We start from the raw sequence: 25,606 nt of genomic DNA, 5'->3' as shown, positions 1-25,606 counted from the left end.
CCAAAGGGATCAACCTAGCCACTGGACGGTTTTTACTCCGCCCGCACCGACATCACGCCGGCGCTCCGTGGCCTACTTTGTCACCGCCACGCACACGCGCGCTGAGCTTGTGCAGCGGTCTTCCCATTCCAGCGTCCTCGGCCCTAATCTCGGCCCCAATTTTGATGCCGGATTAGGTCGTAACGCGATGGAGTCCTCTGGACAAGTAATAGCGTAAGATGTTGTGATTTCTAGATGATTAAGAGAGCCCTGGATCATCCTAATTAATTGTGAGGCGGTCTCCCTCTCCGCCATTTTGCCCACCACTCCGGTATAGCGCTGGGCACGCCAATCCCCGCCAATTGCCGCACTGATGTCGCGTCTATGGAGGTTGTCCGTTCAAAGCATTCACGCCCGAAATCTTAGCGTCTCCACAAAAAGGGTGAAGGCAGACGAGGCGTGTTGGCGGTGCGGATAATAGAGATGGTAGCCCGGCAGGTCGGGCGTGAATTTGCCCAGCACGCGCATCAGCCGGCCCCCATCCAGATGATGCCGGACCTGGTCGAGCGGCAGGTAGGCGAGGCCGTGACCGTCGAGCGCGGCATCAAGGATCAGGTCGATGGTATTGAAGACGAGCGGCCCGTCGACCCTCACCCGCGTCTCGCGGCCGCCGCGCGCCAGCCGCCATTTGTTCAGCGTCCCGGATGTAGGCAGCCGCAAGTTGATCGCGCGATGATCGATCAGTTGCGCGGGTGAATTGGGAACAGCATGTCTGCGAAAATAGTCCGGCGAGCCGACGACCGCCATCGGCGTATCAGGCCCAATCCGCATCGCGATCATGTTCTTGGCGACTTCTCCGCCCAGGCGGACACCTGCGTCGAAACGATCGGCCACCACATCGGCGAGGCCGTAATCGATGGTCATCTCCACCCTTATGTCCGGGTTGTCCGCAAGCAGCCGCTTCATCGCCGGCACGATGATGGTCTTGGCCGCATGCTCCACCGTGGTAAGGCGGATCGTGCCGGACGGCCGGTCACGAAGCTCACCCAGCGAGGCGATTGCCGCATCCAGATCGTGCAGCATGGGACCGAGCGTTGCGATCAGCCGCTCTCCGGCATCCGTGGGGGCGACGCTTCGCGTCGTGCGCGAGAGCAGCCGTAAGCCTAAACGCTCCTCCGTGCGCCGCACAATCTGGCTGAGCGCCGATTGCGCCATGCCGAGCCGGATCGCGGCCCTGGTGAAGCTGCGCTCCTCGGCAACCACGACGAAAGCCGCCAGATCGGCGATCTCGTCCCGCCGCATTTATCACCTCAATGATAGGCTCAAGCTAAATTACACGCCTAATCGATCAAATCCTTCTGACCTAGATTGTGGGCATGGGCAAGGGCGGCAAGTGAAGGAGCAGACGGCCGGAACCTACGTCAGGAAGCTCACCGTCCTCATCTTCAGCCAAGCAAAGGAATTTTGATATGACCGGAATATCGAAGGAAAGAATGCAGAAAGCCCTGGAGCAGGAAAAAACCATCTCCAAGGAGGATCACGCCAAGGTCAAAGCGCTGGCCGGCATGGTCAAGATGCCGCGCAGCTTCATCTTCAAGAACCCCGACGAATACGGCATGCAAGGCTGGCACGATCTGTCGATCCCGTCGGACGACGGCACGCCGCTCGAAGCCTGGTACATCCCGGCCAAGGGCGGCGAGAGCAACAAGCTCGTCATCTTCAACCACGCCCTTCCCATGTGCCGCGCCGGCTATCCCGGCCACCTGGGCGAGCCGTGGAGCAACTTCATCGAGCCGGTCGAGATCGACTTCGTCATCCAGTACAAGCACCTGACCGATGCCGGTTACAATGTGCTGACTTACGACTTCCGCAACCACGGGCAAAGCGGGGCAGCCAACGGCGGCGTCTGCGGCGTCGGCCAATGGGAATGGCGCGACTGCGTCGGCGTGAAGAAATTCGTCGATGCGCATCCGCGCTTGGGCAAGATGGATGTCGCACTGTTCAGCCAGTGCTTGGGCGGCGTTTCGCAGTATGCGGCGATCACCAAACACCCGGAGCTGTTCGCGAACGTCAGATGCCTGCTCAGCCCGCTGGTACCCAACATGACCTCGGTCTTCTCCAAGCTCTCGGGCTACCAGGGCATCGCGCAGTACCAGGAATTGATCGACCTGGAGATTCTGAAGCTGAGCGGCTTTGCTGCCGCTGACATGTCGGGCAAACTATGGGCTCCTAGCGTCAAGCTTCCTGTCCTGATGTGGCAGTTGCGAGACGACGCGGTGATCAACAACCCGACCGACGCGCAGAGCACATTCGACGCCTTGGGCAGCGCCGACAAGGAACTCCACTGGATCGAGGGCACGACCAAGCGGTTCGAAGACGGCTACAACTGGTTCGGCCGCCACCCCCAAAAGGTACTATCCTTCCTCGACAAATACATGGGCTAATCCCTTCATACGGGTGCCGCAGCGACGACGGTGGCGAATGCCAAGACAGCCGCTGCGGCCATTCCATGCCACAGGCATCGCGGACAGCGCGCGGCCCGGGCATTCCCATGAGCGCATGTAGAGTTCATCGAATGCCACAGGCATCGCGGACAGCGCGCGGCCCGGGCATTCCCATGAGCGCATGTAGAGTTCATCGCCTTCAGGTGTCATTTTGGAGGCCTATCGCGTAGACATAATTCTCATCGCTATTCCGCACGGCCCGCCAGTTTCGTATAACTAACGGGTTTTATTGCTATATTCCAGATTCTCTGTTTCTGACCCGAATCAGCCTGCATTCAACACTGACCTCTGCGTGACCGTGCGGCGACAACCTTTGAGAAAGTCGCGCGTCGCGCCGATTTTCGCCACATCTACGGTGTTTTGCCTGACAATCTGGTTCTCAGCTGTTGGCGCGCGGACCGTCCGCCTGAGAGCTTCAGCGGCTGGGTATGGCAGCTGGCCTCACTGAGGGACAGCGATGGAATATGGAGGCTTAGTATGACGAGCCCTGAACGTCGCTATTCGCAGCCGAGATCGGCGGGACCGAGTGCAGTTCCCGGTTCTTCTAACAAGGTTGGCAAGATTCGTCTCGCCACCCGATTCACCGCTGCCGCGGCAGCAGCGTTCATTTTCGCGACGACAGACCCGCCGGCCGAAGCGGCCCCAGGCACGTGCGAGCAGGCGACCGGGTTCTCGATCTTGCCCTCGCCGTTTGCACCTTGGAAGGGGACGCCGCTGCGCGTCATGATCGTCACCGAAAAGCCGCTCCAGGGTAAGATTTCGCTGGTTGCGCCCGACGGAAGCGTCGCGGCCAACTCGTCTGAGCGGCGCGGCGGTGCGCCGTACTTCTGGTTTGCCGAGGTCGCCGCCCCGGCCGCCGGTACGTGGCACGCCACCCTGACGCTCGACCACCCAACGGCGGACTGCAGTACGATCACACGCGACATCTCCGTAAGCGCGCGCAAACCAGACCCTCTGCCTGTTCCATCCGGCGCCTTTTGGAAGGTGCGTAACAGTTGGGATCGCGAGACGGAATCCTTGTTCTCTGCATGGATCGAAAAGCTATTTGACGCGCCCCCCGATCAGGATCTGTCTTGGAAAGTTTGGCATGAAATCCTGCACGACCGATCCCGCAATTTCCTGTTCAATTATCTAGGCCGCGGTGAAGATAATGTGCGGACGGGCCTTCGTCCCGACTGCGCAGATTTCGTTTACTTTCTGCGCGCCTATTTTGCCTACAAGATAGGGCTACCGTTCGGCTACTCCAATTGCTCACGAGGCGCCAATGGCAAGGCGCCCAAGTGCTACCAGTGGTTCGACATGGAGCATCCCGAGGTCACGCGTCCGCCGCCGCCTCCGGAACAGGAAATTGCGTCGGCTGCGATCACCAATGCCCCGCCGCCCGAGCCACCGCCCATCCTTCTGCCCGGGTTTGCCCGGCCGCAGTCGACCGGAACGCCTGCGGCTCCGCCGAAGGTGCGGCCAAAACGGCCGACGACGTTCAGCGAATACCTGCGGGACGTTGGCGACGTCGTGCATACGGGCGCCGCGCGCGTCGGCGCGAGTGACGACAACACCGATTTCTATACTGTCTCACTGACCCAAGAAGCGCTTCGCCCGGGCACGATGTATGCCGACCCCTACGGCCACGTGCTGATGCTCGTGCATCGCGTGCCGGAGATGAACGGCAAGCCGGGCGTCTTCCTCGCCGTCGATGCTGAACCCGACGGCTCGATCACGCGAAAGCGTTTCTGGCGCGGCAATTTCCTGTTCGTGCATGATCCTGCGCTGGGCAGCCCGGGCTTCAAGCACTTTCGGCCGATCGTGCGCAACAAAGGCGGCTCGTTGCGGCGGCTGGTCAACGCCGAAATCACCAACAATCCCGAGTACGCAGATTTTTCGCTCGATCAAACAAAGATGAGTGCCGAGGATTTTTACGATCGCATGGATGACGTGATGTCGCCGGAGCCGCTCGATCCCGTGAAAGCGATGACAGACGCCATCGCAAGTCTGAACGAACAGGTGAAGACGCGTGTGACCTCGGTCGAAAACGGACGACAATATCAGCAAAAACACGCCGGAGAGGTGGCTATGCCCAGCGGCGCCTCGATCTTCGGGACGTCGGGAGCGTGGGAAGATTATTCCACTCCGGCGCGCGATTTCCGTTTGTTGATCGCGATCGATGTCGTGCGGGGATTTCCCGATCGCGTCATTCGGCGAGCGCCGCGCTATGCGATGCCGAGCGGCAAGAGCATCGCGGACCTCAAAAGCGAATTGCAAGGGGTGCTGGCGTCCGAGCTTGCCTCGCGAAAAATATCCTACATGCGCAGCGATGGCTCGCAATGGACGCTTTCGCTCAAGGAGGTCATCGACCGGGCAACGCACTTCGAGATGGCCTATAACCCGAACGACTGCGTCGAGGTAAGGTGGGGCGCGTCCGAAGGCAGCGAGGAGGCATCCACGTGCAAGCGGCACGCGCCGCAGGCGCAACGCGCGAAGATGTCGTCGGAGTACCGCACCTGGTTCCACGAGCGGCGTTGGCCGACGAAGACCTAGATCGCGATGGCGGTGGCGGTCTTCCGGATCGCCACCACAATGATATCAGCTATGAGCGATCTCTCACCCTGCCGATCACCGCGCATGCAGACACAGCATTAAGCCAGCGGAGGTTTGCTTTGCAGGCATTGATTGATTTTGAAGCCGTCACCATCACCACTTATAGGAGAGACTTCCCGTGATGCGCCGCCGGTCGCCGTAGAAGCATGACGTAACAAAGCCGCAGCTCGCGACATACTGGGTGTCGGCGATGTTGACGACGTTGACCGCCGCGCGCCACTGGTTCGCCCATTCGTAGTGAACCGCCAGATCGCCGAGGACCACCGCCGGTACGGAAAGAGTATTCATATTATCCGCAAAAGACGAGCCGACATAGCGCACGCCGCCGCCGAAACCCAGCCCGTCCAGCGAGCCTTCGCGGATCGTGTAATCCGTCCACAACGAAGCCACCTGGCGCGGCCTCGACGTGGGCACCTTACCGATCAAAGTCTGATCAAGGTCCTTACTGACGAATAACTCGTAGTTGGTGTAGCTCGCGACCACCTTGAAGTCGCGGGTAATATTGGCAAGGGCCTCCAGCTCAAGGCCGCGCGACGTCACCTCGCCATTCTGGGTCTGGAACAATACGTTATTGGGGTCGGTGGTCAGGGCGTTCTTGCGCTTCAAGTCGAACAAAGCGACGCCGAACCGCGCGTTGAGACCCACGGGCTGATACTTCACGCCGACTTCGGTCTGCTCCGCGGTTTCGGGTAACAGCAATCCACCGGCGGAATTCAGGCCAATGATCGGATTATAGCTCGTTGAGTATGACGCATAGGGCGCGAGACCATTGTCAAAGTTGTAGATCAGCCCGGCGCGGCCGGTAAATTTGCTGTCCTGTCGGCTCACGGGCGTATAAATCCGGTCGTTGTTGATCAGATTTACCCAATCGTTGCGGCCCGACAGGATCAGCGTGAAACGCTCCCACTTGATCTGGTCCTGAAGGTAGAGGCCGACCTGCCCCTGGGTCAGATAAGTGTCCTGGTAAAGCGGGCCGTCGTAGGGTGTGTTAACGCCATAGACCGGATTGAGAACATTCAGATCCGTGCCGGTTCCGATACCCTGCTTGTCGTCGATCGCATAATGCCTGAGGTTGAGACCCATCAGCGTGGTATGCTGGAACGGGCCCGTGGAGAAGCGATACTCGAACTGATTGTCCATATTGAGCTGAGTCGCTTTCGAGGCCGCAAGGAAGTTACCCCGCATAATGTTAGCGTCGGCCGGAGTGGTGGCCCAGCCTTGGCCAAACATTCCCGTGTAATTCACCTCGACATGCGCAGCGCGCGCGTTCTGGCGGAACGTCGCATTGTCCGTGAGATGCTTTTCGAATTGGTAACTGACCATTTGTTGGGTGCGCGTATAACGGTCAGCCGAGGGGTCACCGGTGAAAAGGTTGGTCGGTATCCGGCCGAACGGAGCATTGGTCACGGTGCCTTCATACGGCAAGAAATTCGGTGCTCTGGTCTGGTTGTGAGACGCCATCGCGAAGACCGTCAGTCGCGTGTCTATGTCGGGCATCCACGTCACGGACGGCGCAATGAAATAATTGTCATTATTGACGAAGTTCGTTTGCGTGCCGCCGCCCTGAACCTGGCCGACGACTCTGTAGAGCAACTTGCCGTTGCCCGGCTGCATCTCGACAGGACCGCCGAAGTCGAACTGCGTATAGGCGTTGCCGAAATTATTGACGCCGGCCTCGATATAACGAATGGGCTCCGCCGGAGGCAGCTTGCTCACGGCGTTGACCAGTCCGCCCGGCGCCGATCCGCCGTAGAGAGAGGCCGATGGGCCGCGCAGCACCTCGACACGCTCGAGATTGAATGGCTGCAGTTTAAAGCCGGCGAACGCAAAATAGAAGAGATTCATGCCGTCGAGGAAAAGTGAGTCCTGTTGGGCGTCAAAACCACGGATCATGAACCAGTCGTCGCGAAAATCCGTCCCAAAGGTCCCGGCAACGACACCCGGCGTATAGCGCAGCGTATCATCGAATTTTGAAACCAGCTTCTGATCGCGAATCTGCTCCGCGCCTATGACCGAGATCGACTGCGGCACCTCAATCAGCGGCGTGTTGGTTTTGGTTGCCGTGACGCTTCGGTTCGCGACGTAACCTTGAACCGGACCCGTGGCGCTCTCACCCTGCACATCGATGGTGTCAAGGGCGATCGCGCCAGCCGGCGTCGCGCCGCCACCGCCACTCACTGCCTGCTGCGAGATCGCAACCGTAGTGGCGTTGGTGAAACGGTAGCTCAGGCCGGTGCCCTGAAGAATGCGCGCGAGCGCTTGTTCAGGCGTGGCCGAACCTGAGATGCCCGGCGACGTCTTTCCGGTCCCAATGCTGGTCAGATATGTCACTTGCAGGCCGGCCTGTCGACCAAATGCCGTCAGTGCGCGATTGAGCGGGCCAGCCGGCACATTGAACGAAGCCTGCGCCGCGTTCTGGGCATAAGCTTCGCGATCTGTCACGCCGACGCCGGCGACGATCGCCGTGCTCATCATCAGCGCTGCGGCCAACACCCTGCTTCTGTTGGTCCTGCCAGAAAACGTCCGAGCCTTGTAACCCATAAGTCCCACCCCAAATTCGTCTCGTGAAGGGGCCTGCGGTTGCCTGAACGCTCGGACGCGCCAACCCCTGTAGCTGATACAATCGGGGCCGTGATTTTTTCACGTATCTACGAAGTTATTTTTAGATGGGGGAAATCACCGTCAGGAACGATGAAACCTGCCGGATATGAGCGCCAGCCGGATGCACGACGGCTTCGAGTGCCCGTTTAGGATTATTCAAATCAAAAATACCGCTGACCCGCTGAGAGCCGATAAAGGGATCGGCCATCACAATCCGTCCCGGAATCCAGCGGCCGATGCGCGCCACCAGCGCCGAGACTGCTTCCTTCTCGGCGACGATAAGGTTGTCGCGCCATGACGCGATCTGACTCGCTTCGCGCGATCCGCGCTCGATGGCATGGGTGGCGCTATCGATCGTCACCCACTCCCCGGCCGTGAGCTTCGTGCCCGCCGCGATCGTCGAGCCTGGCGCCTGCGCTTCGACGACGCCATGATCAACCGAGACCGAGAGCATGCCGGCATCGTTGGCAACATCGAAGGCCGTACCTAGCGCCGTCGCCGTCAGCTTGGCAGCCTGAACGGTAAAGGCGCGCTGCGACTCGGATGCGACATCGAAGAACGACATGCCAGCCAGAAGCTGAACGCGGCGCAGTCGGGCCGTAAAGTCCAAGGCAATGGCACTATCCGGCCCGAGCGTCGCGACGCTTCCGTCCGGAAGATTGACGCTGCGGATTTCACCCTTTGCAGTGACATGGTCGGCCCGGCTGAGAAGCAAGGCACGGGGAAGAATGGAATAGCTGGCGCCGACGGCACCAACGCCGATGAGGCCGCCGATCACGAAATTTCGGCGCGTCAGTCCCAGTTTTTCGCGACGTTCCGCACTGCGACGCCGGGTCAGAACCTTGCCGCTGGCGCCGTGGACCTTGGCTACCCGCGCCCAGATGCGCTCATGCTCGGCGCTGCGCGTGCGCCAGACCCGCACCATCTCGGTCGCAACCGGATTGCCGGGGTCATTCTGCAAGCGGATGACGAGGTCGATCGCTTCATCCGTGAGCCGATTTTGATCTAGCCCGGGTTGGCTCATTCATATCCCTTCGATAGGCGCCGACCACAGGTCGAGCATCGCGCCTACCATAACTTATACAAACGAGCAGCGTCGAATTTCACACAGCAGACAAATTAAAGGCTCAGAAATCGTCCACTCGCGTCAGGATATGCTGGTAGGCGTTCCGGATCAGAACCCAGGCCCGCGAAGCCGACACGTTCAACTCATCCGCGACTTCCTGGATCGTGTGCTCGCCCAGCCGATGCATCTCAAAGGCCTTGCGCGTGCGCTCGGGAAGCTCCGCCAGCGCTCGCCGTGTCTGGGTGAGGCACTGGCGCGAATAAACGACGGCCTCCGCCGTGGGCGCAGGATCGGCGACGGCGGCAGCCTCGTCGAGATCAGTCGTCTGGATCAAACTCTCCCGACGGTGATGGTTGACGCTAAGACTACGCGAGACCTGATAGAGATAGGCCCGAGGATTGTGCTTGGTGCAGACTGCCGCAGGAGGCGACGCCAGCACCCGTAGAAAAGTATCCTGCGTGATGTCGGCGGCTGTCTCGGCATTGTGCCCGCGACGACGGAGGAAGCGGTTGATTTCGCGAGCGTGCCGGACGAACAGGTTGTGAAAATCCCAGCTCATAGGCACCCCGCGGACCAACCTGTGCATCGTCGGCGCGCAGATTGAGCCGGTGACAGCAACCGCAGATGCACGGAACCGAGAGCAAAAAGAACCATGATGCCAAGGCCAAGGTTTAGGATGCCGAAACGACGTCACCGTCGCGCGATGGGCCTCCAATCGTTATTGCGTCCATAATTCTTCTGCAACCGCAATGATTTATATCCATTCTAAAAACTGTCTCGAGCCAACCGCTCGCGATTGATCCTTAAATTGTGAACTGGCCCCACTGGAAGGTGATCCGCCCCTTGAATCGCGGAAGGGATTCGCCGCCTGAACGGCACCCGACAATCTTGCTTCCGATTTCACAGCTAGTTCGAACTAGAATGTTGCATCAAGCTTCTATCGACACCCAAGTGGCCCCGCTAAAACAGTGCATCCGAAAAATCGATTGCTGCGCTTTGAGCGATTCGCCTAAGTTTGATCTCCGATTGTGATCGTTGGATCGTTCTCACTCTTAATTGGGGTTGGCGATGCACTACGGCTTGAAAGCGACGTTGGTCGCCGGCGGGATGTTGTTATCGTTTGGTGGATCCGCCCTAGCCGCTGAAGGCGGAGTCGGAGCCTATCTGCTGGGTGGGAAGGGTCCTATGGCCGGTTCACGCCACCGGAAGGGCTCTATTTCCAGGACGATATGTACTTCTATACTGGCAAGATCGGCGCGGGCCGTGCGCTCCCGACTGGCGGTCTGCTGACAGCCGGTATCAGCGCGCCAAGTTGGCTCAACCTTCCGACGCTGGTCTGGGTGACGCCAGCAAAGGTTCTCGGCGGCGATCTTGCCGTTTCAGTCACCACGCCGTTCGGTGAACCGCGCATCAATGCGAATCTGCTGGTGAATTCTCCCCGGTTCGGGCCCATCGGGCGAAACGTAACCGACGCCGAATTCAACATGAGCGACATTTTCGTCAACTCGTTCGTCGGCTGGCACGCTGGCAAACTCCATTGGCAGCTTGGCATTGCAGGCATTATCCCGTCCGGAAGCTATGTTACCGGTCAACTTTCAAACGCTTCCCTCAATCGGCCGGCGGTGGACGTATCCGGTGCGCTGACGTGGCTTGATCCAGCTACGGGGGTCGACCTTTCCGCAGCCGCGGGATTCACTTTCAATCAACCCAACACAGCAACCGACTACAAAACTGGAAATGAATTCCATCTCGAATGGGCAGCGTCGAAATCCCTCAACAAGGACATCTCCGTCGGACTCGTCGGCTACTACTATCAGCAGCTCACCGATGATACCGGAACGGGTGCTGTACTTGGTCCTTTTAAAGGCCGAGCGGCGGCACTCGGTGGCACGATTGGATACGATTTCGAGGTTGGAAAACTTCCAATTTCAACGCGTCTCAAGGTGTACCGCGAATTCGATGTGCAGAACCGCATGGAGGGAACGGCGGGATACCTCACCGTATCGCTCCCGATCCACGTAGGCTCATCCTCAGTGCCTTCCGCGACCGCGATCAGAACCAAATACTGACATCCCCATCGTCATCTGCGCAGCCCAAACTGTTTCGCTCTCGTTGACGTCATGACCCTGCAAGTGTCGGAACGAATACTCTGCCTGTCCGCCGTCCAGGAAGCGGCGTGAACAACTCGCATCAAATTTCTCCCCATTGTCCAAGCGGACGAAAGCCGATTTTTAACGAGCGTGCGGCACCGCGCTACGTTTGCAAAAACCACCCATGACATCCTTAAGGAATTACGTTAAACTGTGCTGCAACTGTTTGACTTGAAATCATTGCCAAGCGACCGCGGAAGTTCTTTCAGCGAATACTAAAGACAACAAGGCTGACACGTCCGTTCGTTCGGTGGTCCTGAAACACGAGAAGTGGTGGGCCTGACAAATGTCGCTGTGTGGATTTAAAGCCGTCCGTGCTGCATTATCATCTTTTTCGCCAGTGAAATTTTTGCCTGCATCCGCGGCGCCCTCGCCTGGAATCTGCTGGTACTACACGGACTCCTCCCGCAGGCAGGGCTTCTGGGATTATTGCCCCCAATAGCCTTGGAGCAACGGGGGCATCACCATGGCGCAGGCCGATGTTCAGAAACCCGGGCGAGCCAGCGCGTCATTGAATGAGATGGTCTGGATTCCCGGCGGCACGTTCCGCATGGGCTCCGACCGTCACTATCCCGAAGAAGCGCCCAGCCATCGCGTGACGGTTGATGGGTTCTGGATCGACAAAACACCTGTCACGAACCGGCAGTTCAAACAGTTTGTGAAAGCAACCGGCCATGTCACCGTTGCGGAGGTGCCGCCGGATCCCAAAGACTATCCAGGCGCTCGCCCGGAGATGATTTATGCGGGATCGCTTGTTTTCTGTCCGCCCGCGCGCTTAGTCAATCTCCGCGACTGGAGCCAGTGGTGGACGTTCATGAAGGGTGCCGACTGGCGGCATCCTTATGGACCGAAGAGCAACATCAACGTGCAGGACCATCATCCGGTGGTCCACGTCGCTTATGCCGACGCGCTGGCTTATGCAACCTGGGCCGGCAAGGAACTGCCGACCGAGGCAGAATGGGAGTTTGCCGCGCGCGGCGGACTCGAGGGGATGGAATTTGCGTGGGGAAATGAATTCACGCCGAACGGCCACCACATGGCCAACACCTGGCAGGGCGAATTCCCGCGGCAGAACCTGAATGAAGACGGCTACGAACGCACTTCGCCGGTAACGGCATTTCCGCCGAATGGTTACGGTCTGCACGACATGATCGGCAATGTGTGGGAGTGGACCAGTGACTGGTACACCCCAAAGCATGAAGCCGATGCGCCCAAGGCGTGCTGCATCCCCGAAAACCCGCGCGGCGGCAGAGAGGACGCGAGTTACGATCCCTGCCAGCCAAGCATCAAGATTCCTCGCAAAGTCCTCAAAGGCGGCTCGCACCTCTGCGCGCCGAACTATTGCCGCCGCTACCGCCCCGCCGCGCGTCACGCCGAGCCGGTCGATACGTCGACCAGCCATGTCGGATTTCGCTGTGTGACAAGGAAACTCGCTGCGCAGTGACCTTCAACTTCCTTGTGAAGAACGGAGAGTGCAATGACGAGCAGTACGAACGACCAAGACAAACCCGTAGCTCCATCGAACAAGGCCGACAATCACGCTCTCAGTCGCCGGAATATTCTGCTGGGCTCGTCGGCACTGGTGACATTGGCGACAATGGCGGCACCCGCGGAGGCCCAGAGACAAAAGGCTGCGCCGGTCACGACAACAACGTCTCCGCCCGGCCGGCAGCCAAATATCTTGGTGATCTGGGGCGACGACGTCGGCATCGCGAATATCAGCGCCTACTCGAACGGTTTGATGGGGTACGAAACCCCGAACATCGACCGCATTGCCCGCGAGGGTCTCAAGATGCAGCACTATTACGGCGAGCAGTCCTGCACCGCGGGTCGCTCGGCGTTTCTCACCGGCCAGCACATCATGCGCAGCGGGCTCAGCAAGGTTGGCTTCCCTGGCGCGCCGATGGGCATGAGCCAGTTGGACCCCTCGGTTGGTGGCCTGCTCAAAAATCTTGGTTATGCGACCGGCCAATTCGGCAAGAACCATGTCGGTGACCGCAATGAATCACTACCGACCGTGAACGGCTTCGACGAATTCTTCGGCAACCTCTATCATCTCAATGCGGAGGAAGAGCCGGAATTGCCGGACTATCCAAAAGACCCGGCCTATCGCGCAAAATTTGGGCCGCGCGGCGTCCTGAAGTGCAAGGCGACCGACCACGATGATCCTACCGTCGATCCGAGATTCGGAAAAATCGGCAAACAGACGATCGAAGACACCGGCCCGCTCACCAAGAAGCGCATGGAAACAATCGACGATGAAACATCGGCGGCGGCTATCGACTACATGAAACGGCAAAAGGCAGCCGGGAAACCGTTCTTCTGCTGGTTCAACGGCACCCGCATGCACTTGCGAACACATGTCCGTGCCTCACACCGCGGCCGCTACACACACGGCGACAGCGAGTACATCGACGGCATGATGGAGCACGACGACACGGTCGGCACGCTGCTCAAAGCGCTGGATGATATGGGCATCGCGAACGATACCATCGTCATCTACTCAAGCGATAATGGTCCCCACATGAATACTTGGCCGGACGGCGCCATGACCTGGTTCCGGTCGGAGAAAAATACCAACTGGGAAGGTGCGTTCCGCGTGCCGTGCCTCGTGCGCTGGCCGGGCTCCATCAAACCCGGCACCGTCTCGAATGAACTGATGAGCCACAACGACTGGATACCGACTTTCTGCGCCATTGCGGGCGAGCCGGACATCGTCAACAAGCTCAAGGCGGGCTACACCGCGAACGGCATCAACTACAAGGTGCACCTCGATGGGTTCGATCAATCGAACTTCCTGCGCAACGTGAGCGGCAGTGCCGCGAACAACAACGGCACCAAGAGCGCTCGCAATGCGTTCTTCTATTCGAACGACGACGGTTTGCTGGTAGCCTATCGGCAGGGTGACTACAAATGCGTGTTCTCTGAGCAGCGTATGCAAGGCACCATGGGTCTGTGGGCCGAACCGTTCACGACCCTTCGATTGCAAAAAATCTTCAACCTGTTTCAGGACCCATTCGAACGCGCAGACTTCACATCCAACACCTTCTGGGATTGGCAACTCGATCATGTCGGCTTCATGTATGGCGTCATGGATGAGGTTTTTCAGTTTGCGGCGTCGTTCAAGGACTTTCCGCCGCGCTCATTCCCGCCGAGCTTCAATCCAGCGAACATCCTGGAAAGCGAGATGGATGGCATCAAACGCAGGGAGTCGTTCAAGAAGAACCTCGACCTCGACCGCATTCGCGGCGGGTTGAACAGGATGATCGACGAGCAAATTCAGCAACGCGGGGTCAAATAGGCGCGTCGCCACACCGCGCGTCACCCGGCTCGTCTACGAGCGAGCCGGGTTGATTCAACCCCTTCACTCTCAAACCTGTGTGAGGACTGCTATGGTTGCGTCCCTTGCGACCGTCGTTCGGAGCGCCGTCTTCGGCGTGCTGATGGGGTTCTGTTGCGTCATCCTTCCGTATTCCAACGCCCTCGCGCAGAATGACCCGCTGCCGTCCTGGAATAGCGGCGCAGTCAGGACATCAATCACCGACTTCGTCGCGCGGATCACGACACCAGGCGGCGCAGATTTCGTGCCTCCGGCCGAGCGTATCGCGGTGTTCGACAATGACGGCACGCTATGGTGTGAGCAGCCGATCTATTTTCAAGCCGCCTTTGCGCTCGACCGCGTCAAGGCGATGGCGCCGCATCATCCGGAATGGAAAAGCCAGCAGCCGTTCAAGGCGTTCCTCTCCGGTGACAAGAAGGCGCTCGCCGAGCAAGGCGAGAAAGGCCTGCTGACTCTGGTGACTGCAGCGCATAGCGGCATGACAACGGATGAATTCGCAAAGTCGGTCGCCGACTGGCTCGCAACCGCGCAACATCCCCGCTTCAACAGACCCTATAACGAGCTCGTCTATCAGCCGATGGTCGAACTGCTGGCCTATCTGCGAACCAACGGCTTCAAGACCTTTATCGTGTCGGGTGGTGGCGTCGAGTTCATGCGGGTGTGGGCGGAAAAGGCCTACGGCATTCCGCCCGAGCAAGTGATCGGCTCGTCCGGCGTCACAAAATATCAGTTAGACACCGCGGGCAGGCCGTCGTTGCTGAAGACGGCCAAGGTCCAGTTCATCGACGATGGGCCGGGCAAGCCCGTCGGCATCAACATGATGATCGGCCGGCGCCCGATTCACGCCTTCGGTAATTCGGACGGCGACCATCAGATGCTGCAATGGACCATGGCGGGAAGCGGGGCGCGCTTTGCCGGGATCGTGCACCACACCGATGCGGCGCGTGAATATGCCTACGATCACCCGTCGAAGGTCGGGCAACTCGACAAAGCTTGGGAGGAGGCGAAGGCCAAAGGCTGGACTGTCGTCGATATGAAGCAGGACTGGAACAAGGTTTTCGCATTCGAGCCGTAGCCAGCAATGCAAGTCGCGGGCTGCAGGAGATGAGGTCATGATCATCGGCACGCACTTTGCCAAATGGGGCCTCGGCCTCTTCATCTTGGCGTATTCCTGACGTTCGGAATCATCGCGCACTACTGCGTGGGCGCACGGTGGCCAACCGGTGAACTGTTCATGCAAAACATATCGCTGTGGTGGGCAAGGCGCTGGAACACAACTCCGATGGTGTGCAGGCCGACGCACCGCCGGCCGCGCAGCGCGACAACTGGCTGCCGGCGCCTAAGGGTGGCGATTTCACCCTCTATGTACGTGCATACTGGCCGAAGGCGGCGTTGGTGGATGGCACCTGGACGCCACCGGCGGTTCAGCGAGTCAGTTAGGCGACGAGGCTGCAAACTAGAATTTCGGAAATGGCGTCCCGGAAGGGAGTCGAACCCCTGACCCCAGGTTTAGGAAACCTGTGCTCTATCCAGCTGAGCTACCGGGACTGTACGCCGAACCCTGCCACTTATCCGGCACATCAGCGTCTCGGGCAAGCCGAATCGTTTTGCCGATTCAAAAGCTGGTGCCGTCGCGCGGCCCACTCCAACCGGACCGGAGGTCTCGCCAACATGCACTACCGGTACGGCTCGCCATTTCACAAGGCAGGCGTCCTAAAGCAGACGTCCTAAAAAGGACACGGCGACCCGTTACGCTCGTCGAGCGCTTTTCCCCGGATCCGCCATTCATCTTCCCAGCCACTCTTGTTTCGCTTGCTGAATGAAGCGGCAGCCTCTTCGCCCGCCAAAAATGCCTTGTGACTGTCATATGGCAACCTTATCTTTTTTGCCGCGGGGCTGGATCGCAACAGGAGATGATCATGGGTTTGCTCGACGTCCTCAACGGAATGCAGAACGGCCCGCGCGGTCCAAGCGAGCCCAATAAGGAAAGCGAAAGCAGCGGCATGTCGCCGCTGACAATGGCGATCCTCGCTGTGCTGGGCTACAAGGCGCTGAAACATCTCACCGGAAGCCATTCTGGAGCCAACCCGTCCGCGCCGCCGGCTCCCACGCCCAGAAGCACGATCAATGCGGGCCCACCCGGAGGCACGGTCAATGCTGGTCTGCCCGGCAGCGGAGGCGGCCTTAGTGACCTGCTCAAGGGCGGGCTTGGTGGCCTGCTGGCAGGCGGTGCGGCCGGAAGCATTCTGAGCGGCGGCCTCGGCGACCTGCTGAAGCAGCTTCAGAACAAAGGCCATGGTGAGACAGCTAATTCCTGGGTTAGCCCGGGACCAAACAAGCAGATCGCACCGCGCGACCTCGCCGACGCGCTCGGCGCCGACCAGATCAACGCCCTGACAGCACAGACCGGCCTGTCGCGGGACGAACTGCTCGCCGGATTGAGTCAGCACCTGCCCGAGGTCGTCCACCATCTGACGCCCGACGGGCGCCTGCCGACGGAGAATGAGCTATCGCGACTGCTTTAGGATTGCACTCGCTGCGGGAGTGGTCGCCCCCGGGGGCTGACCGATCTCGCGGAGAGTTCACCGTCACGATTATTTTGAGGAAGGACTTTCATCATGAGCGGCATTCTCTGGATCATTCTGGTCGGCTTCATCGCCGGCGTTATCGCAAAGTTCTTATCGCCCGGCCCGAACAATCCGAGCGGATTCATCCTCACCACGGCGCTCGGCATTGGCGGTGCGTTCCTCGCCACCTTCATCGGGCAGTCGATCGGTCACTACAGCCCTGATCAGGGCGCAGGCTTCATCACCTCAACCATCGGCGCGATTGTGGTGCTGTTCATCTGGAACAGGTTGGTCGCGCGCGGCGCGATTTCCGGTCCCGGATCGAAATAGCAACCTCGTCCTCGGATAACGTCTTGAGGTGCGGTCATCAGGTCACGGCCAAGCCTCCCGGCACGTGCAATATTTTGCTCGGAGTGGTGCTCTGTGGAATGTTGTTCAGCGCAGCTCAGACACTCGCCGACGGTTGCCAACCGGTCATTCAGAATGACGGCGTCGTGAGCGCTGTCATTGACCCGCGGACGCTGCGTCTCGATGATGGCCGTGACGTGCGTCTCGCGGGCGTCGAAGTGATCGCGGGAGAGGCCGCCAATCGCCAGCCAGCACTCGCAGGACTGATCGGTCGGCGCGTGATCCTGCGCGGAGAGCACGACGATCCGGATCGCTATGGCCGGCAAACCGCCTTCATATATCTTGGACCGTCCGCGATTTCGGTCCAAAGTGATCTTCTGGCACGCGGCGACGCGCTTGTGTCTGCCGACGTCACCGACAAGGCGTGCGCGGCGGAACTCACGGCTGCGGAAACGACAGCGCGACAGGCCCGGCGTGGAACCTGGGCAGAATCATCTATCGTCAAAAACGCTGAACGTCCGGGCGATATTTTGGCGCGTATTGGGCAGTTCACCATCGTGGAAGGCTACGTCCGGTCTGTCAGGCAGGCCGGCGGCACTATATATCTCAACTTCGGCCCACGCTGGACACGAGACTTTGCTGCGACTATTTCAAGGCGCATACTGCCATCCTTCGAGGCGGCAGGCGTAGTGCCGACGTCTTTCGAACATCGGCGGGTTCGGGTCCGCGGCTGGGTCGAACGACGCGGAGGACCGCGGATTGAGGTGCTCCGGGTTGGGCAGATCGAAGTGGCCGGCGACTAGAGGGCTCGGTGTTCTGCCGAAGCCCACCGGGCCTACGCTGGACATACAAGATGCGGCGGTCGAGTGTCAGCATTTGCCATCAGATCTGCTGACAGATTGCGACTGCTGAAATCGAAACTTCAATCCGAGGGAGAACGTTGCGACCATGACGGCGAGCCCAGTATGGCGCGGGACAGGAGTGAGCCGCCTTTTGGCTGCGCCTGTCGTGCTGCTCTGCGCGGCGCTTGCCCTCAGTGGATGCGGCGACATGACCCGGTTCCAGACCGACTCTCCCTCATCCGTCAAACCGATAAAGCCCGCGCGGGCCGCGACCCATACTCCAGCGTCCGACCGCGAGCACGAGCGCATCCTCGCCTCTTACGGCGGGGCGTATGACGATCCCAAACTCGAAGCGCTGATCAACAAAACGGTCGAGCGGCTTGTGGCGGCGTCCGAGCGGCCCGACCTCACCTACAAGGTCACGATCCTCAATTCAGGCGCGGTGAACGCCTTCGCGCTGCCAACCGGCCAGCTTTACGTGACACGCGGCCTGATGGCGCTCGCCAACGACACCTCGGAATTGTCCTCCGTGCTGTCGCACGAGATGGCGCATGTTCTGGCCAAGCACGCCACCATCCGCGAAGACCAGGCGCGGCAGGCCGCTCTCGTCAGCCACGTCGTCACCGAAATGGGAACCGACCCGGATCTGACGGCGCTGGCGCTCGCCAAATCCAAGCTGACGCTCGCAAGCTTTTCGCGCACCCAGGAGTTCGAGGCCGACGGCATCGGCGTCGGGATTTCCGCGCGGGCCCATTTTGACCCCTATGGCGCAGCGCGCTTCCTCACGGCAATGGAACGCAATGCGGCGCTCAAGGCCGGCAAGCCCTCGCTGGACCCGCGCTCGCAGGACTTCCTGTCGTCGCATCCCGCAACGCCAGAACGCGTTCAGAACGCGCAGGTCAATGCGCGGCAATACAGTGCTCCCGCGCAAGGCGAACGAGACCGCGAGACTTACCTCGACGCGATCGACAACGTTGTCTACGGCGAGGATCCGAGTGAGGGGTTCGTTCGTGGCCGGCGTTTCCTGCATCCAAAGCTCGGCTTTACGTTTCAGGCGCCAGAAGGTTTCGTACTCGACAATACGGCTCAGGCAGTGATCGGCGTTCGCGAGGGCGGCAGTCAGGCCATGCGTTTCGACGTGGTCCGGGTGCCCGCGGAACAGAAGCTTACCGAATATCTCAACTCCGGGTGGATGGAGAACGTCAACAAGGCATCGACCGAGGAGCTAACTATCAACGGCTTTCCCGCGGCATCAGCGGTTGCCAGCGGTGAGGAATGGCAGTTCCGGATTTATGCCTTGCGCTTCGGCAGCGACGTCTATCGCTTCATTTTCGCCACCCGTCGCAAGACAACGGAAAGCGAACGCAACGCGCGTGAAACGGTCGCCTCCTTCCGCCGTCTGTCGCTGGACGAGATTCAGGCAGCACGACCGCTGCGAATCAAGGTGATCACCGTACAGCCGGGCGATACCGTGGAATCGCTGTCACACCGCATGGCAGGCGTCGATCATCCCGCCGAGCGTTTTCGCGTCGTCAATGGCCTCGATCCGCGCGCCCAAGTCAGTGTCCGCAGCCGGGTCAAGATCGTGGTGGAGTGACGCGAAGCACCGCGCATCAGGACGGATTTAAACTAGCACAGAATCCCTTGACGCTTCGCTCGCGCTTGCGAGAGCGTCCTCTCACTTCAGGCCGAAATCCGCCAAAGCCGGGTCGAGCGGGAAGCACATTGCCGATCCACATGCGCAAGTGGAGGAAGAGTGCTTGAGAGCAAACGAAGGATGCGCGCCTGACGGAATCAGAACAGCACACAGCAAAAAGCCCGGCCTCCCGGCCGGGCTTTTTGTTTGTCTTGGTTCGCCAGAACCCGGTTACGCAGCCTCGTCGGCAACCGCAGCATCATCACCATCGGCTTCCATGTCGCCGTCGGCCTCGGCGTCCATCTCCGCCTTGGCGCCGCGGCGGGGACTCTTGGCCAACTGCCCCTCGATCTCCTTGACTGCTTCGGTCTCCGTGACGTGCTGAACGACCGCGATCTCGCGCGACAGACGATCAAGCGCAGCCTCGTAGAGCTGACGCTCGCTGTAGGACTGCTCGGGCTGAGATTCCGACCGATAGAGGTCGCGGACCACTTCGGCGATCGCAACAATGTCCCCGGAATTGATCTTCGCTTCATATTCCTGCGCCCGTCGCGACCACATGGTGCGTTTGATGCGCGCGCGGCCCTTCAAGGTTTCGAGCGCCCGCTTGACCAGACCAGGCTCGGACAGCTTACGCATGCCAACATTGGCAATCTTCGCCGTCGGCACCCGCAGTGTCATCTTGTCCTTGATGAAATTGATGACGAACAGTTCGAGCTTGGCTCCGGCAATCTCCTGTTCTTCGATCGCCAAAATCTGGCCGACACCATGCGCCGGATAGACCACAAACTCGTTGGTCTTGAACCCCTGGCGCTGGGTCAGAACCTTCTTCGGCTCCTCGACGTGTGCGGCAGCCCTTGCAACAGACTTCACTGCAGGCGTATTGACCGCAGGCTTATTGGCCATGGTTGCTTTCGCAGCGGACTTTACAGTCGGCTTGACAGAGGTCCTTGAACCTACCTTCGAGGCGGACGCGGTCTTCGAAGCAATCGTCTTCGAACCGGCTTTCGAAGCAGCAGCTTTCGAAGCAGCGGTCTTAGAAGTCGCGGTCTTAGCGGACATCCTGGCGGTCTTGCTTGGCATTTCGCCTCTTTTATTTCTTGAGGATTTTCCGGCCGAGCCCTTGGCAGCCGTCGTTCGGGTGATCGGGGCAGCAGTCCGGGTACGAGCTTTTGCTGCACCGCGGTGAGGGGTAGAGGCCCTCGAGTTCGTTTTTTTGCGTGTTTTCTGTGACACAGCCTGCGCGCGGGTATTCCCACGCCTTCCTGGATGTTCACGCCAGAGCCCTTCCGGACCCATAAGCAGGTAAAAGCACCGTCGAATTCGAAAACCCGTTCAGTTTAGCACATTTTCCGCGAAAATCAATGATTTATGCTCGCCCGCCCGCACTCTGGCGGGACTTCCGGCGCTTCTGGTCGCAAAAAGGTAAATCGTGGCCAGTAAACGTCTGCCCAAAATCAGACGCATGAAACAGGCCGGAAAGACTCAGTCCCCCGCGCCGGGATTCGAAGAAAAATATTTCTCAAATTTGCCATTTTGGCCCTCAAATTCCTTGGCGTCCGGCGGAGCCTCCTTTTTCTGCGTGATGTTTGGCCAGCTCTTGGCGTATTCGGCATTGACTTCAAGCCACTTCTCGAGCCCCGGCTCACTGTCCGGCTTGATGGCCTCGGCGGGGCATTCCGGTTCGCAAACACCGCAATCGATGCACTCATCCGGATGAATGACGAGCATGTTCTCGCCTTCGTAAAAGCAATCGACAGGGCAGACTTCAACGCAATCGGTATATTTGCATTTGATACAGGCATCGTTGACGACGTAAGTCATCCAAGGCTCCGGCACGCTCAGTTTTGCAGGCTGGGGTAGCGCAGGAATAGCACTGCCGCAAGCGGGGGAACCGCTCAGCGGGCGTAAGTTATCCATGAACCGCGACTGAGGAACCGGATCGAAACGGACGACGACGGTCGCACGCGCGGGTGCAGCTGAATCACAATCTAGCTATCAGCTCCGCCGGAAACATCCGACATGTCATCATAAAGGGTTCGTGCTGCGGTCGAACCGCCTCGCCGTTCGGCAAATCCCGTGACCTTAAGGATACGGATGCCTCGCTCCAGTCTGATCGTGAGCACGTCAGACATTTTGAGCGAGTGACCGGGGGATTTCTCCCGTATGCCGTTGACACGAACATGGCCCGCCTCGACCAGCGCAGCAGCTTGGGTGCGGGCTTTGACCATCCGCGCATGCCACAACCATCTATCGAGACGCTGGCGCTCCAACACACCCAACGGGTCACTCCAATCGCGAAACCACGCCGCTAGCGCGTGTTCCGTAAAAGTGGATACCGGTTTTGCGATCAGAATACGCGCAAGTTATTGATTGAGAGCATCCGGATTCCACTCAGCCGGAAATGCTCTCAGGACCGACCGTTCAATCCTTGCGGCCGGCAAGCTGCTCTTTGAGTGCGGCCAGTTTGGCAAACGGCGAGTTCGGATCTATCGACTGCTCGCGCTCGCGCGGCGCGCTGCTGGCGTAGGGACGATGCGAGGGTCCGGCGTCGGAGCGCCCCTCGCGACCACCCTTGCGGGAACCCTGACCCCGACCCTTGTCCTGGTCCCTGTCCCGACCCTTGTTTTTGAAGCGCTCGCGCGGACGCCCCCCCTTACCTTCACGCGATTCCCTCTCGTTCCCCGCGGGCGCGCTTTCGGCTGCCCCACCGGCAGACTGTCCACGCCGGCCTCGCCCATACCGCTCGCGCCCTTGCGCTCCCTCGGACGTCTCTTTGTCAGCGGTTGCCGGCTGCGGGCCATCCGGCCGCGCCTGTTGCCGGCGATGCCGATTGCGATCGTGACGCGGACGCCGATCGGCGGACCGACCGCCGGGCCGCCAGACCTCAATCATCGCCGGCGCGCCACCCGCCTCAGCCGGTGCCGCAACATTCGCGGCGATCTCGGCGGAGACCGCATCGCCTTCGATTGCGCTCCCGGCAACAACGGGAGCGGAATCAACCGGCACACCATTGTTGATGGCCGCCTCGCCGGCGTTGGAAGCCGCCGAGGCGCCGACAACTGGCGATGCCGCGGACGGCTCCTCGGCAACTTCAGTCGCCGCTTCTAAGGCCGTCGCCGCGACTCCGGATGAACCCGCATCCACCGCGGTCTCCGGTTCAACAGGTCCGATATCGGCTGTATCCGCGCGGTCGGAAACAGACTCCTGACCCTCAAGCACGACATCCATCGCAACCGCTTGCTGCGACACGCTTTCCGGTGCTCCGCCAGAAACCGCTTCCGCGGTGATCCCCGTCACAGGACCGCTCTCCGTTGCAGGTGTCGGTACCGGACACCGCTCCATGCGATAGCCAAGAGCGCTCAGGATGGAAGCAAAATCCTCACCAGCAGTGCCCGCGAGCGACGTCATGGCCTGCGTCACGACAAACCCGCGGCCATCGAATGCGCCAGCGGGCTTTTCGCCGGGCGCCCCTTCCCGCCATGACAGAGCCGGACGGATCAGGTCGGCAAGCCTTTCGAGGATATCGACGCGGACGGCGCGTTCGCCACATTGCCGATAGCCGAGGGCGCGATAGGCGTCGCGATCGAGCAGCTTGTCCGCCGGGAACGAAGTGCGGCCACTGCTTGCGAGATGCTGCGCGCTGGACAGCGCCGAAAGGTCGGCATTCTCCTGCTTCAGCGCCCACAACAGCGAGGCCAGCGACCGTGCAGCCGGCTTCAAAAGCAAGGGGAAATAGATATGGTAAGCGCCGAAACGCACCCCGTACTTGCGCAAGGACGAGCGCGACGGCTGATCGAGATCCTTTAGTTCCGCAGCGACCTTTTGCCGCTCCAGCACGCCGAGCGCCTCGATCAACTGGAAGGCAATGCCGCGTGCGATACCGGTGATATCCTCCGCTTTAGACAACTCGAACAGCGGCCCGAGAAGCTTCTCGATATGGGTTTTCAGCCATAGATCGAGCCTGGCTTGCACCGCCTCGCGCGGCGCTCCGGTCAGCCGTTCGTCGGAAATGATCCGCAGCCGCGGATGCAGCGCGTCGTCTGCAGCCACCAGTCGCGCCACCGCGTCTCCCGTCCAGCGAATGGTGCCATCCGAGGTCAGCACAAACTGGTCGTCCGCCGCCCCCGACAATTTCTCCGCGCGCGCCTCGATTTCGCCAGCTAGCGCCTTTTGCGCGATCGCCTGCAAGGCCTTGGCTTCGGAACCCGCCTCCGCCGCATCCGGCGCGAACGTAAATCCGTCGAGACGGCCGATCACATGGCCCTCAACGATCACCTCACCCGTCTTGCCGATTTCCGTATCCAACATCGTGTTTTCCCGCAGGCGGCGCATCAATACACTGGTCCGGCGGTCAACGAAACGCTCCGTAAGCCTTTGGTGCAGCGCATCGGACAATTTATTTTCGACCTCGCGCGAAATTGCCTGCCAGTGCCCGGGATCGGCCAGCCAGTCCGGGCGATTTGCCACGAAAGTCCAGGTCCGGATCTGCGCGATCCGTCCCGACAAGGTATCGATATCTCCGTCGGCACTATCGGCCTGCGCGACCTGGGCCGCGAACCAGTCGTCAGGAATCTTGCCTTCACGCATCAGAAAGCCAAACAGTGTCGTCACCAGTTCGGCGTGAGCCGCCGGCGCGATCTTGCGATAATCCGGAATTTGGCAAGCGTCCCACAGCCGCTCCACCGCGGCCGCGCTTTGCGCCATGGCGCGCACCTCGACGTCGCGCGCCGCGTGATCGAGCACCCGCAAATCTTCGGCGATCGGCGCGCGGGTCAGCGCCTCGTGCGAAGGAGTCAGCGCCAGCGAGACTTGCAATCCGCCGAGCGAAGAAAAATCGAGATCGGAATTGCGCCACTGCAGCGTTCTGACTGCCTCAAAAGTGTGGTTCTGCAGCGCGTCCACGAGTTCGGGCTCGAACGGCGCACAGCGCCCGGTGGTGCCGAAGGTGCCGTTGCGAGTGGCGCGGCCGGCGCGGCCAGCAATCTGCGCGAACTCAGCAGGCGTGAGCCGGCGAAACTGGTAGCCATCGTATTTACGGTCCGAAGCGAAGGCAACGTGATCGACGTCAAGATTGAGACCCATGCCGACCGCGTCGGTGGCGACCAGATAATCGACGTCACCGGATTGGAACATCGCAACCTGCGCATTACGGGTGCGCGGGCTAAGCGATCCCAACACCACCGCTGCCCCGCCGTGTTGGCGTCGGATCAGTTCGGCAATGGCGTAAACCTCGTTCGCCGAGAAGGCGACGATCGCAGTGCGGCGAGGCTGCCGGGTGATCTTGCGGTCGCCGGCGAATTCAAGCTGGGATAGCCGCGGGCGCGTGACGATACTCGCGCCAGGCAAAAGCCGCTCGACGATGGGGCGCATTGTGGCTGCGCCGAGCAGCAACGTCTCGTCGCGGCCACGCCGGCGTAGCAGGCGGTCGGTGAAAACATGGCCCCTTTCAAGGTCGGCCGCGATCTGGATTTCATCGATGGCGAGGAAAGACACGTCAAGATCTCGCGGCATCGCTTCGACGGTCGAGACCCAAAAGCGCGGGCGGGCCGGCTTGATCTTCTCCTCACCGGTGACCAGGGCGACGGAATCCGCCCCGGCGCGGTCGACAATCTTGTTGTAGATTTCGCGAGCGAGCAGTCGCAGCGGCAGGCCGATAATGCCGGAGGAATGCGCCAGCATCCGCTCGATGGCCAAGTGGGTCTTGCCAGTGTTGGTCGGACCGAGCACTGCCGTCACGGCCGCGCCGGGCGCGCGACCGTTGCCGGGCGGAGATATCGAAGATGAAGAGGCCATATTTTCCGAGGGCTTTTGCGGCGCTAGCGGAGCGGGAAGGCGAATGTCAAATCCAAAGCTCCACTGGAGGCTATTGGCCTGGCTCGATCGATCCCAACATTTGCGTAGGCACCCTGCTTGCAGGGGACGCAACCGCACCACGGGATCGGAGGTGTTTCACAATGCGACGCATGCCGAGCCGC

The 25,606-nt window shown here is 60.3% G+C and carries 22 protein-coding genes and 1 tRNA gene; 13 read left to right on the top strand and 10 right to left on the bottom strand.

Annotation, left to right across the window (positions count from 1 at the left end; genetic code table 11):
* Positions 1–217 (top strand): hypothetical protein (locus tag GGQ85_RS05950; protein ID WP_309773761.1); only part of this gene is annotated, 217 nt, incomplete at its 5' end.
* A 170-nt stretch (positions 218–387) separates the two neighbouring features.
* On the opposite strand, the gene GGQ85_RS05945 is transcribed toward GGQ85_RS05950, so the two are convergent.
* Entirely contained in the window at positions 388–1,281 is an 894-nt protein-coding gene (locus tag GGQ85_RS05945) for a LysR family transcriptional regulator (protein ID WP_079445516.1), read from the bottom strand.
* A gap of 167 nt (positions 1,282–1,448) precedes the next feature.
* Between GGQ85_RS05945 and GGQ85_RS05940 the strand changes: the two genes are divergently transcribed.
* A complete protein-coding gene (locus GGQ85_RS05940) occupies positions 1,449–2,423 on the top strand; it encodes an alpha/beta hydrolase family protein (protein WP_309773760.1) in 975 nt (324 codons plus the stop codon).
* On the opposite strand, the gene GGQ85_RS05935 is transcribed toward GGQ85_RS05940, so the two are convergent.
* A complete protein-coding gene (locus GGQ85_RS05935; protein WP_309773759.1) occupies positions 2,394–2,633 on the bottom strand; it encodes a hypothetical protein in 240 nt (79 codons plus the stop codon). The genes GGQ85_RS05940 and GGQ85_RS05935 overlap by 30 nt on opposite strands.
* A gap of 327 nt (positions 2,634–2,960) precedes the next feature.
* Between GGQ85_RS05935 and GGQ85_RS05930 the strand changes: the two genes are divergently transcribed.
* Together GGQ85_RS05930 and GGQ85_RS05925 are read left to right on the top strand one after the other, a co-directional pair.
* Entirely contained in the window at positions 2,961–5,018 is a 2,058-nt protein-coding gene (locus GGQ85_RS05930) for a hypothetical protein (protein WP_374708849.1), read from the top strand.
* Positions 5,000–5,200 (top strand): hypothetical protein, encoded by a 201-nt coding sequence (locus GGQ85_RS05925; protein WP_309773758.1) that lies wholly within the window; start codon positions 5,000–5,002, stop codon positions 5,198–5,200. The genes GGQ85_RS05930 and GGQ85_RS05925 overlap by 19 nt, the downstream gene beginning before the upstream one ends.
* Here the strand turns inward: GGQ85_RS05925 and GGQ85_RS05920 are convergent.
* The 3 genes from GGQ85_RS05920 to GGQ85_RS05910 form a co-directional block, all read right to left on the bottom strand.
* Complete coding sequence (locus tag GGQ85_RS05920; protein ID WP_374708848.1) at positions 5,172–7,619, bottom strand: TonB-dependent siderophore receptor; 2,448 nt, start codon at positions 7,617–7,619, stop codon at positions 5,172–5,174. The two genes, GGQ85_RS05925 and GGQ85_RS05920, sit on opposite strands and share 29 nt — an antisense overlap.
* Before the next feature lie 121 nt (positions 7,620–7,740).
* Positions 7,741–8,703 (bottom strand): FecR family protein, encoded by a 963-nt coding sequence (locus GGQ85_RS05915; RefSeq protein ID WP_309773755.1) that lies wholly within the window; start codon positions 8,701–8,703, stop codon positions 7,741–7,743.
* Between the two features lie 103 nt (positions 8,704–8,806).
* Positions 8,807–9,304: a sigma-70 family RNA polymerase sigma factor gene (locus tag GGQ85_RS05910; RefSeq protein WP_309773754.1), complete on the bottom strand. Its 498-nt coding sequence runs from the start codon at positions 9,302–9,304 to the stop codon at positions 8,807–8,809.
* A gap of 670 nt (positions 9,305–9,974) precedes the next feature.
* Here GGQ85_RS05910 and GGQ85_RS05905 point away from each other — a divergent pair.
* The 5 genes from GGQ85_RS05905 to GGQ85_RS05885 all read left to right on the top strand — a co-directional run bounded on the left by GGQ85_RS05905 (position 9,975) and on the right by GGQ85_RS05885 (position 15,675).
* Entirely contained in the window at positions 9,975–10,814 is an 840-nt protein-coding gene (locus GGQ85_RS05905; protein ID WP_309773753.1) for a SphA family protein, read from the top strand.
* 547 nt (positions 10,815–11,361) lie between these two features.
* Positions 11,362–12,339 (top strand): formylglycine-generating enzyme family protein, encoded by a 978-nt coding sequence (locus GGQ85_RS05900; RefSeq protein WP_309773752.1) that lies wholly within the window; start codon positions 11,362–11,364, stop codon positions 12,337–12,339.
* A 33-nt stretch (positions 12,340–12,372) separates the two neighbouring features.
* Positions 12,373–14,196 (top strand): arylsulfatase, encoded by a 1,824-nt coding sequence (locus GGQ85_RS05895; RefSeq protein ID WP_079445510.1) that lies wholly within the window; start codon positions 12,373–12,375, stop codon positions 14,194–14,196.
* A 142-nt stretch (positions 14,197–14,338) separates the two neighbouring features.
* Positions 14,339–15,310 (top strand): HAD family hydrolase, encoded by a 972-nt coding sequence (locus tag GGQ85_RS05890; RefSeq protein ID WP_309773767.1) that lies wholly within the window; start codon positions 14,339–14,341, stop codon positions 15,308–15,310.
* Between the two features lie 176 nt (positions 15,311–15,486).
* Positions 15,487–15,675: a DUF1214 domain-containing protein gene (locus GGQ85_RS05885; protein ID WP_309773751.1), complete on the top strand. Its 189-nt coding sequence runs from the start codon at positions 15,487–15,489 to the stop codon at positions 15,673–15,675.
* 31 nt (positions 15,676–15,706) lie between these two features.
* Here GGQ85_RS05885 and GGQ85_RS05880 read toward each other — a convergent pair.
* Positions 15,707–15,783: transfer RNA gene (locus GGQ85_RS05880), tRNA-Arg, on the bottom strand.
* 371 nt (positions 15,784–16,154) lie between these two features.
* Here GGQ85_RS05880 and GGQ85_RS05875 point away from each other — a divergent pair.
* The 4 genes from GGQ85_RS05875 to GGQ85_RS05860 all read left to right on the top strand — a co-directional run bounded on the left by GGQ85_RS05875 (position 16,155) and on the right by GGQ85_RS05860 (position 19,589).
* Positions 16,155–16,760, top strand: coding sequence for a YidB family protein (locus GGQ85_RS05875; protein WP_079445541.1), 606 nt, complete (start codon positions 16,155–16,157; stop codon positions 16,758–16,760).
* Positions 16,761–16,853: 93 nt separating this feature from the next.
* On the top strand, positions 16,854–17,132 hold the full coding sequence (locus GGQ85_RS05870) for a GlsB/YeaQ/YmgE family stress response membrane protein (protein WP_079445484.1): 279 nt from the start codon (positions 16,854–16,856) through the stop codon (positions 17,130–17,132).
* 98 nt (positions 17,133–17,230) lie between these two features.
* Positions 17,231–17,953, top strand: a complete 723-nt coding sequence (locus GGQ85_RS05865) for a thermonuclease family protein (RefSeq protein WP_309773750.1) — start codon at positions 17,231–17,233, stop codon at positions 17,951–17,953.
* Between the two features lie 145 nt (positions 17,954–18,098).
* Positions 18,099–19,589, top strand: coding sequence for a M48 family metalloprotease (locus GGQ85_RS05860; RefSeq protein ID WP_079445482.1), 1,491 nt, complete (start codon positions 18,099–18,101; stop codon positions 19,587–19,589).
* A 270-nt stretch (positions 19,590–19,859) separates the two neighbouring features.
* Here GGQ85_RS05860 and GGQ85_RS05855 read toward each other — a convergent pair whose 3' ends face one another.
* The 4 genes from GGQ85_RS05855 to GGQ85_RS05840 all read right to left on the bottom strand — a co-directional run bounded on the left by GGQ85_RS05855 (position 19,860) and on the right by GGQ85_RS05840 (position 25,424).
* Positions 19,860–20,711 (bottom strand): CarD family transcriptional regulator, encoded by an 852-nt coding sequence (locus tag GGQ85_RS05855; protein WP_079445481.1) that lies wholly within the window; start codon positions 20,709–20,711, stop codon positions 19,860–19,862.
* Positions 20,712–21,113: 402 nt separating this feature from the next.
* The gene (gene fdxA / locus GGQ85_RS05850) at positions 21,114–21,452 is read right to left on the bottom strand and encodes a ferredoxin FdxA (protein ID WP_079445480.1); all 339 of its coding nucleotides are present in this window, start codon (positions 21,450–21,452) and stop codon (positions 21,114–21,116) included.
* 167 nt (positions 21,453–21,619) lie between these two features.
* Positions 21,620–21,901: an RNA-binding S4 domain-containing protein gene (locus tag GGQ85_RS05845; protein ID WP_309773766.1), complete on the bottom strand. Its 282-nt coding sequence runs from the start codon at positions 21,899–21,901 to the stop codon at positions 21,620–21,622.
* Between the two features lie 151 nt (positions 21,902–22,052).
* Positions 22,053–25,424, bottom strand: coding sequence for a helicase-related protein (locus GGQ85_RS05840; protein WP_309773749.1), 3,372 nt, complete (start codon positions 25,422–25,424; stop codon positions 22,053–22,055).
* Between the last annotated feature and the right edge of the window lie 182 nt (positions 25,425–25,606).

It is taken from the genome of Nitrobacter vulgaris (assembly GCF_031453995.1).
Classification (GTDB): Bacteria; Pseudomonadota; Alphaproteobacteria; order Rhizobiales; family Xanthobacteraceae; genus Nitrobacter; species Nitrobacter vulgaris.
Note: the sequence above shows the minus strand (reverse complement) of the source record. Positions and strands in the feature narration are given on the sequence as shown.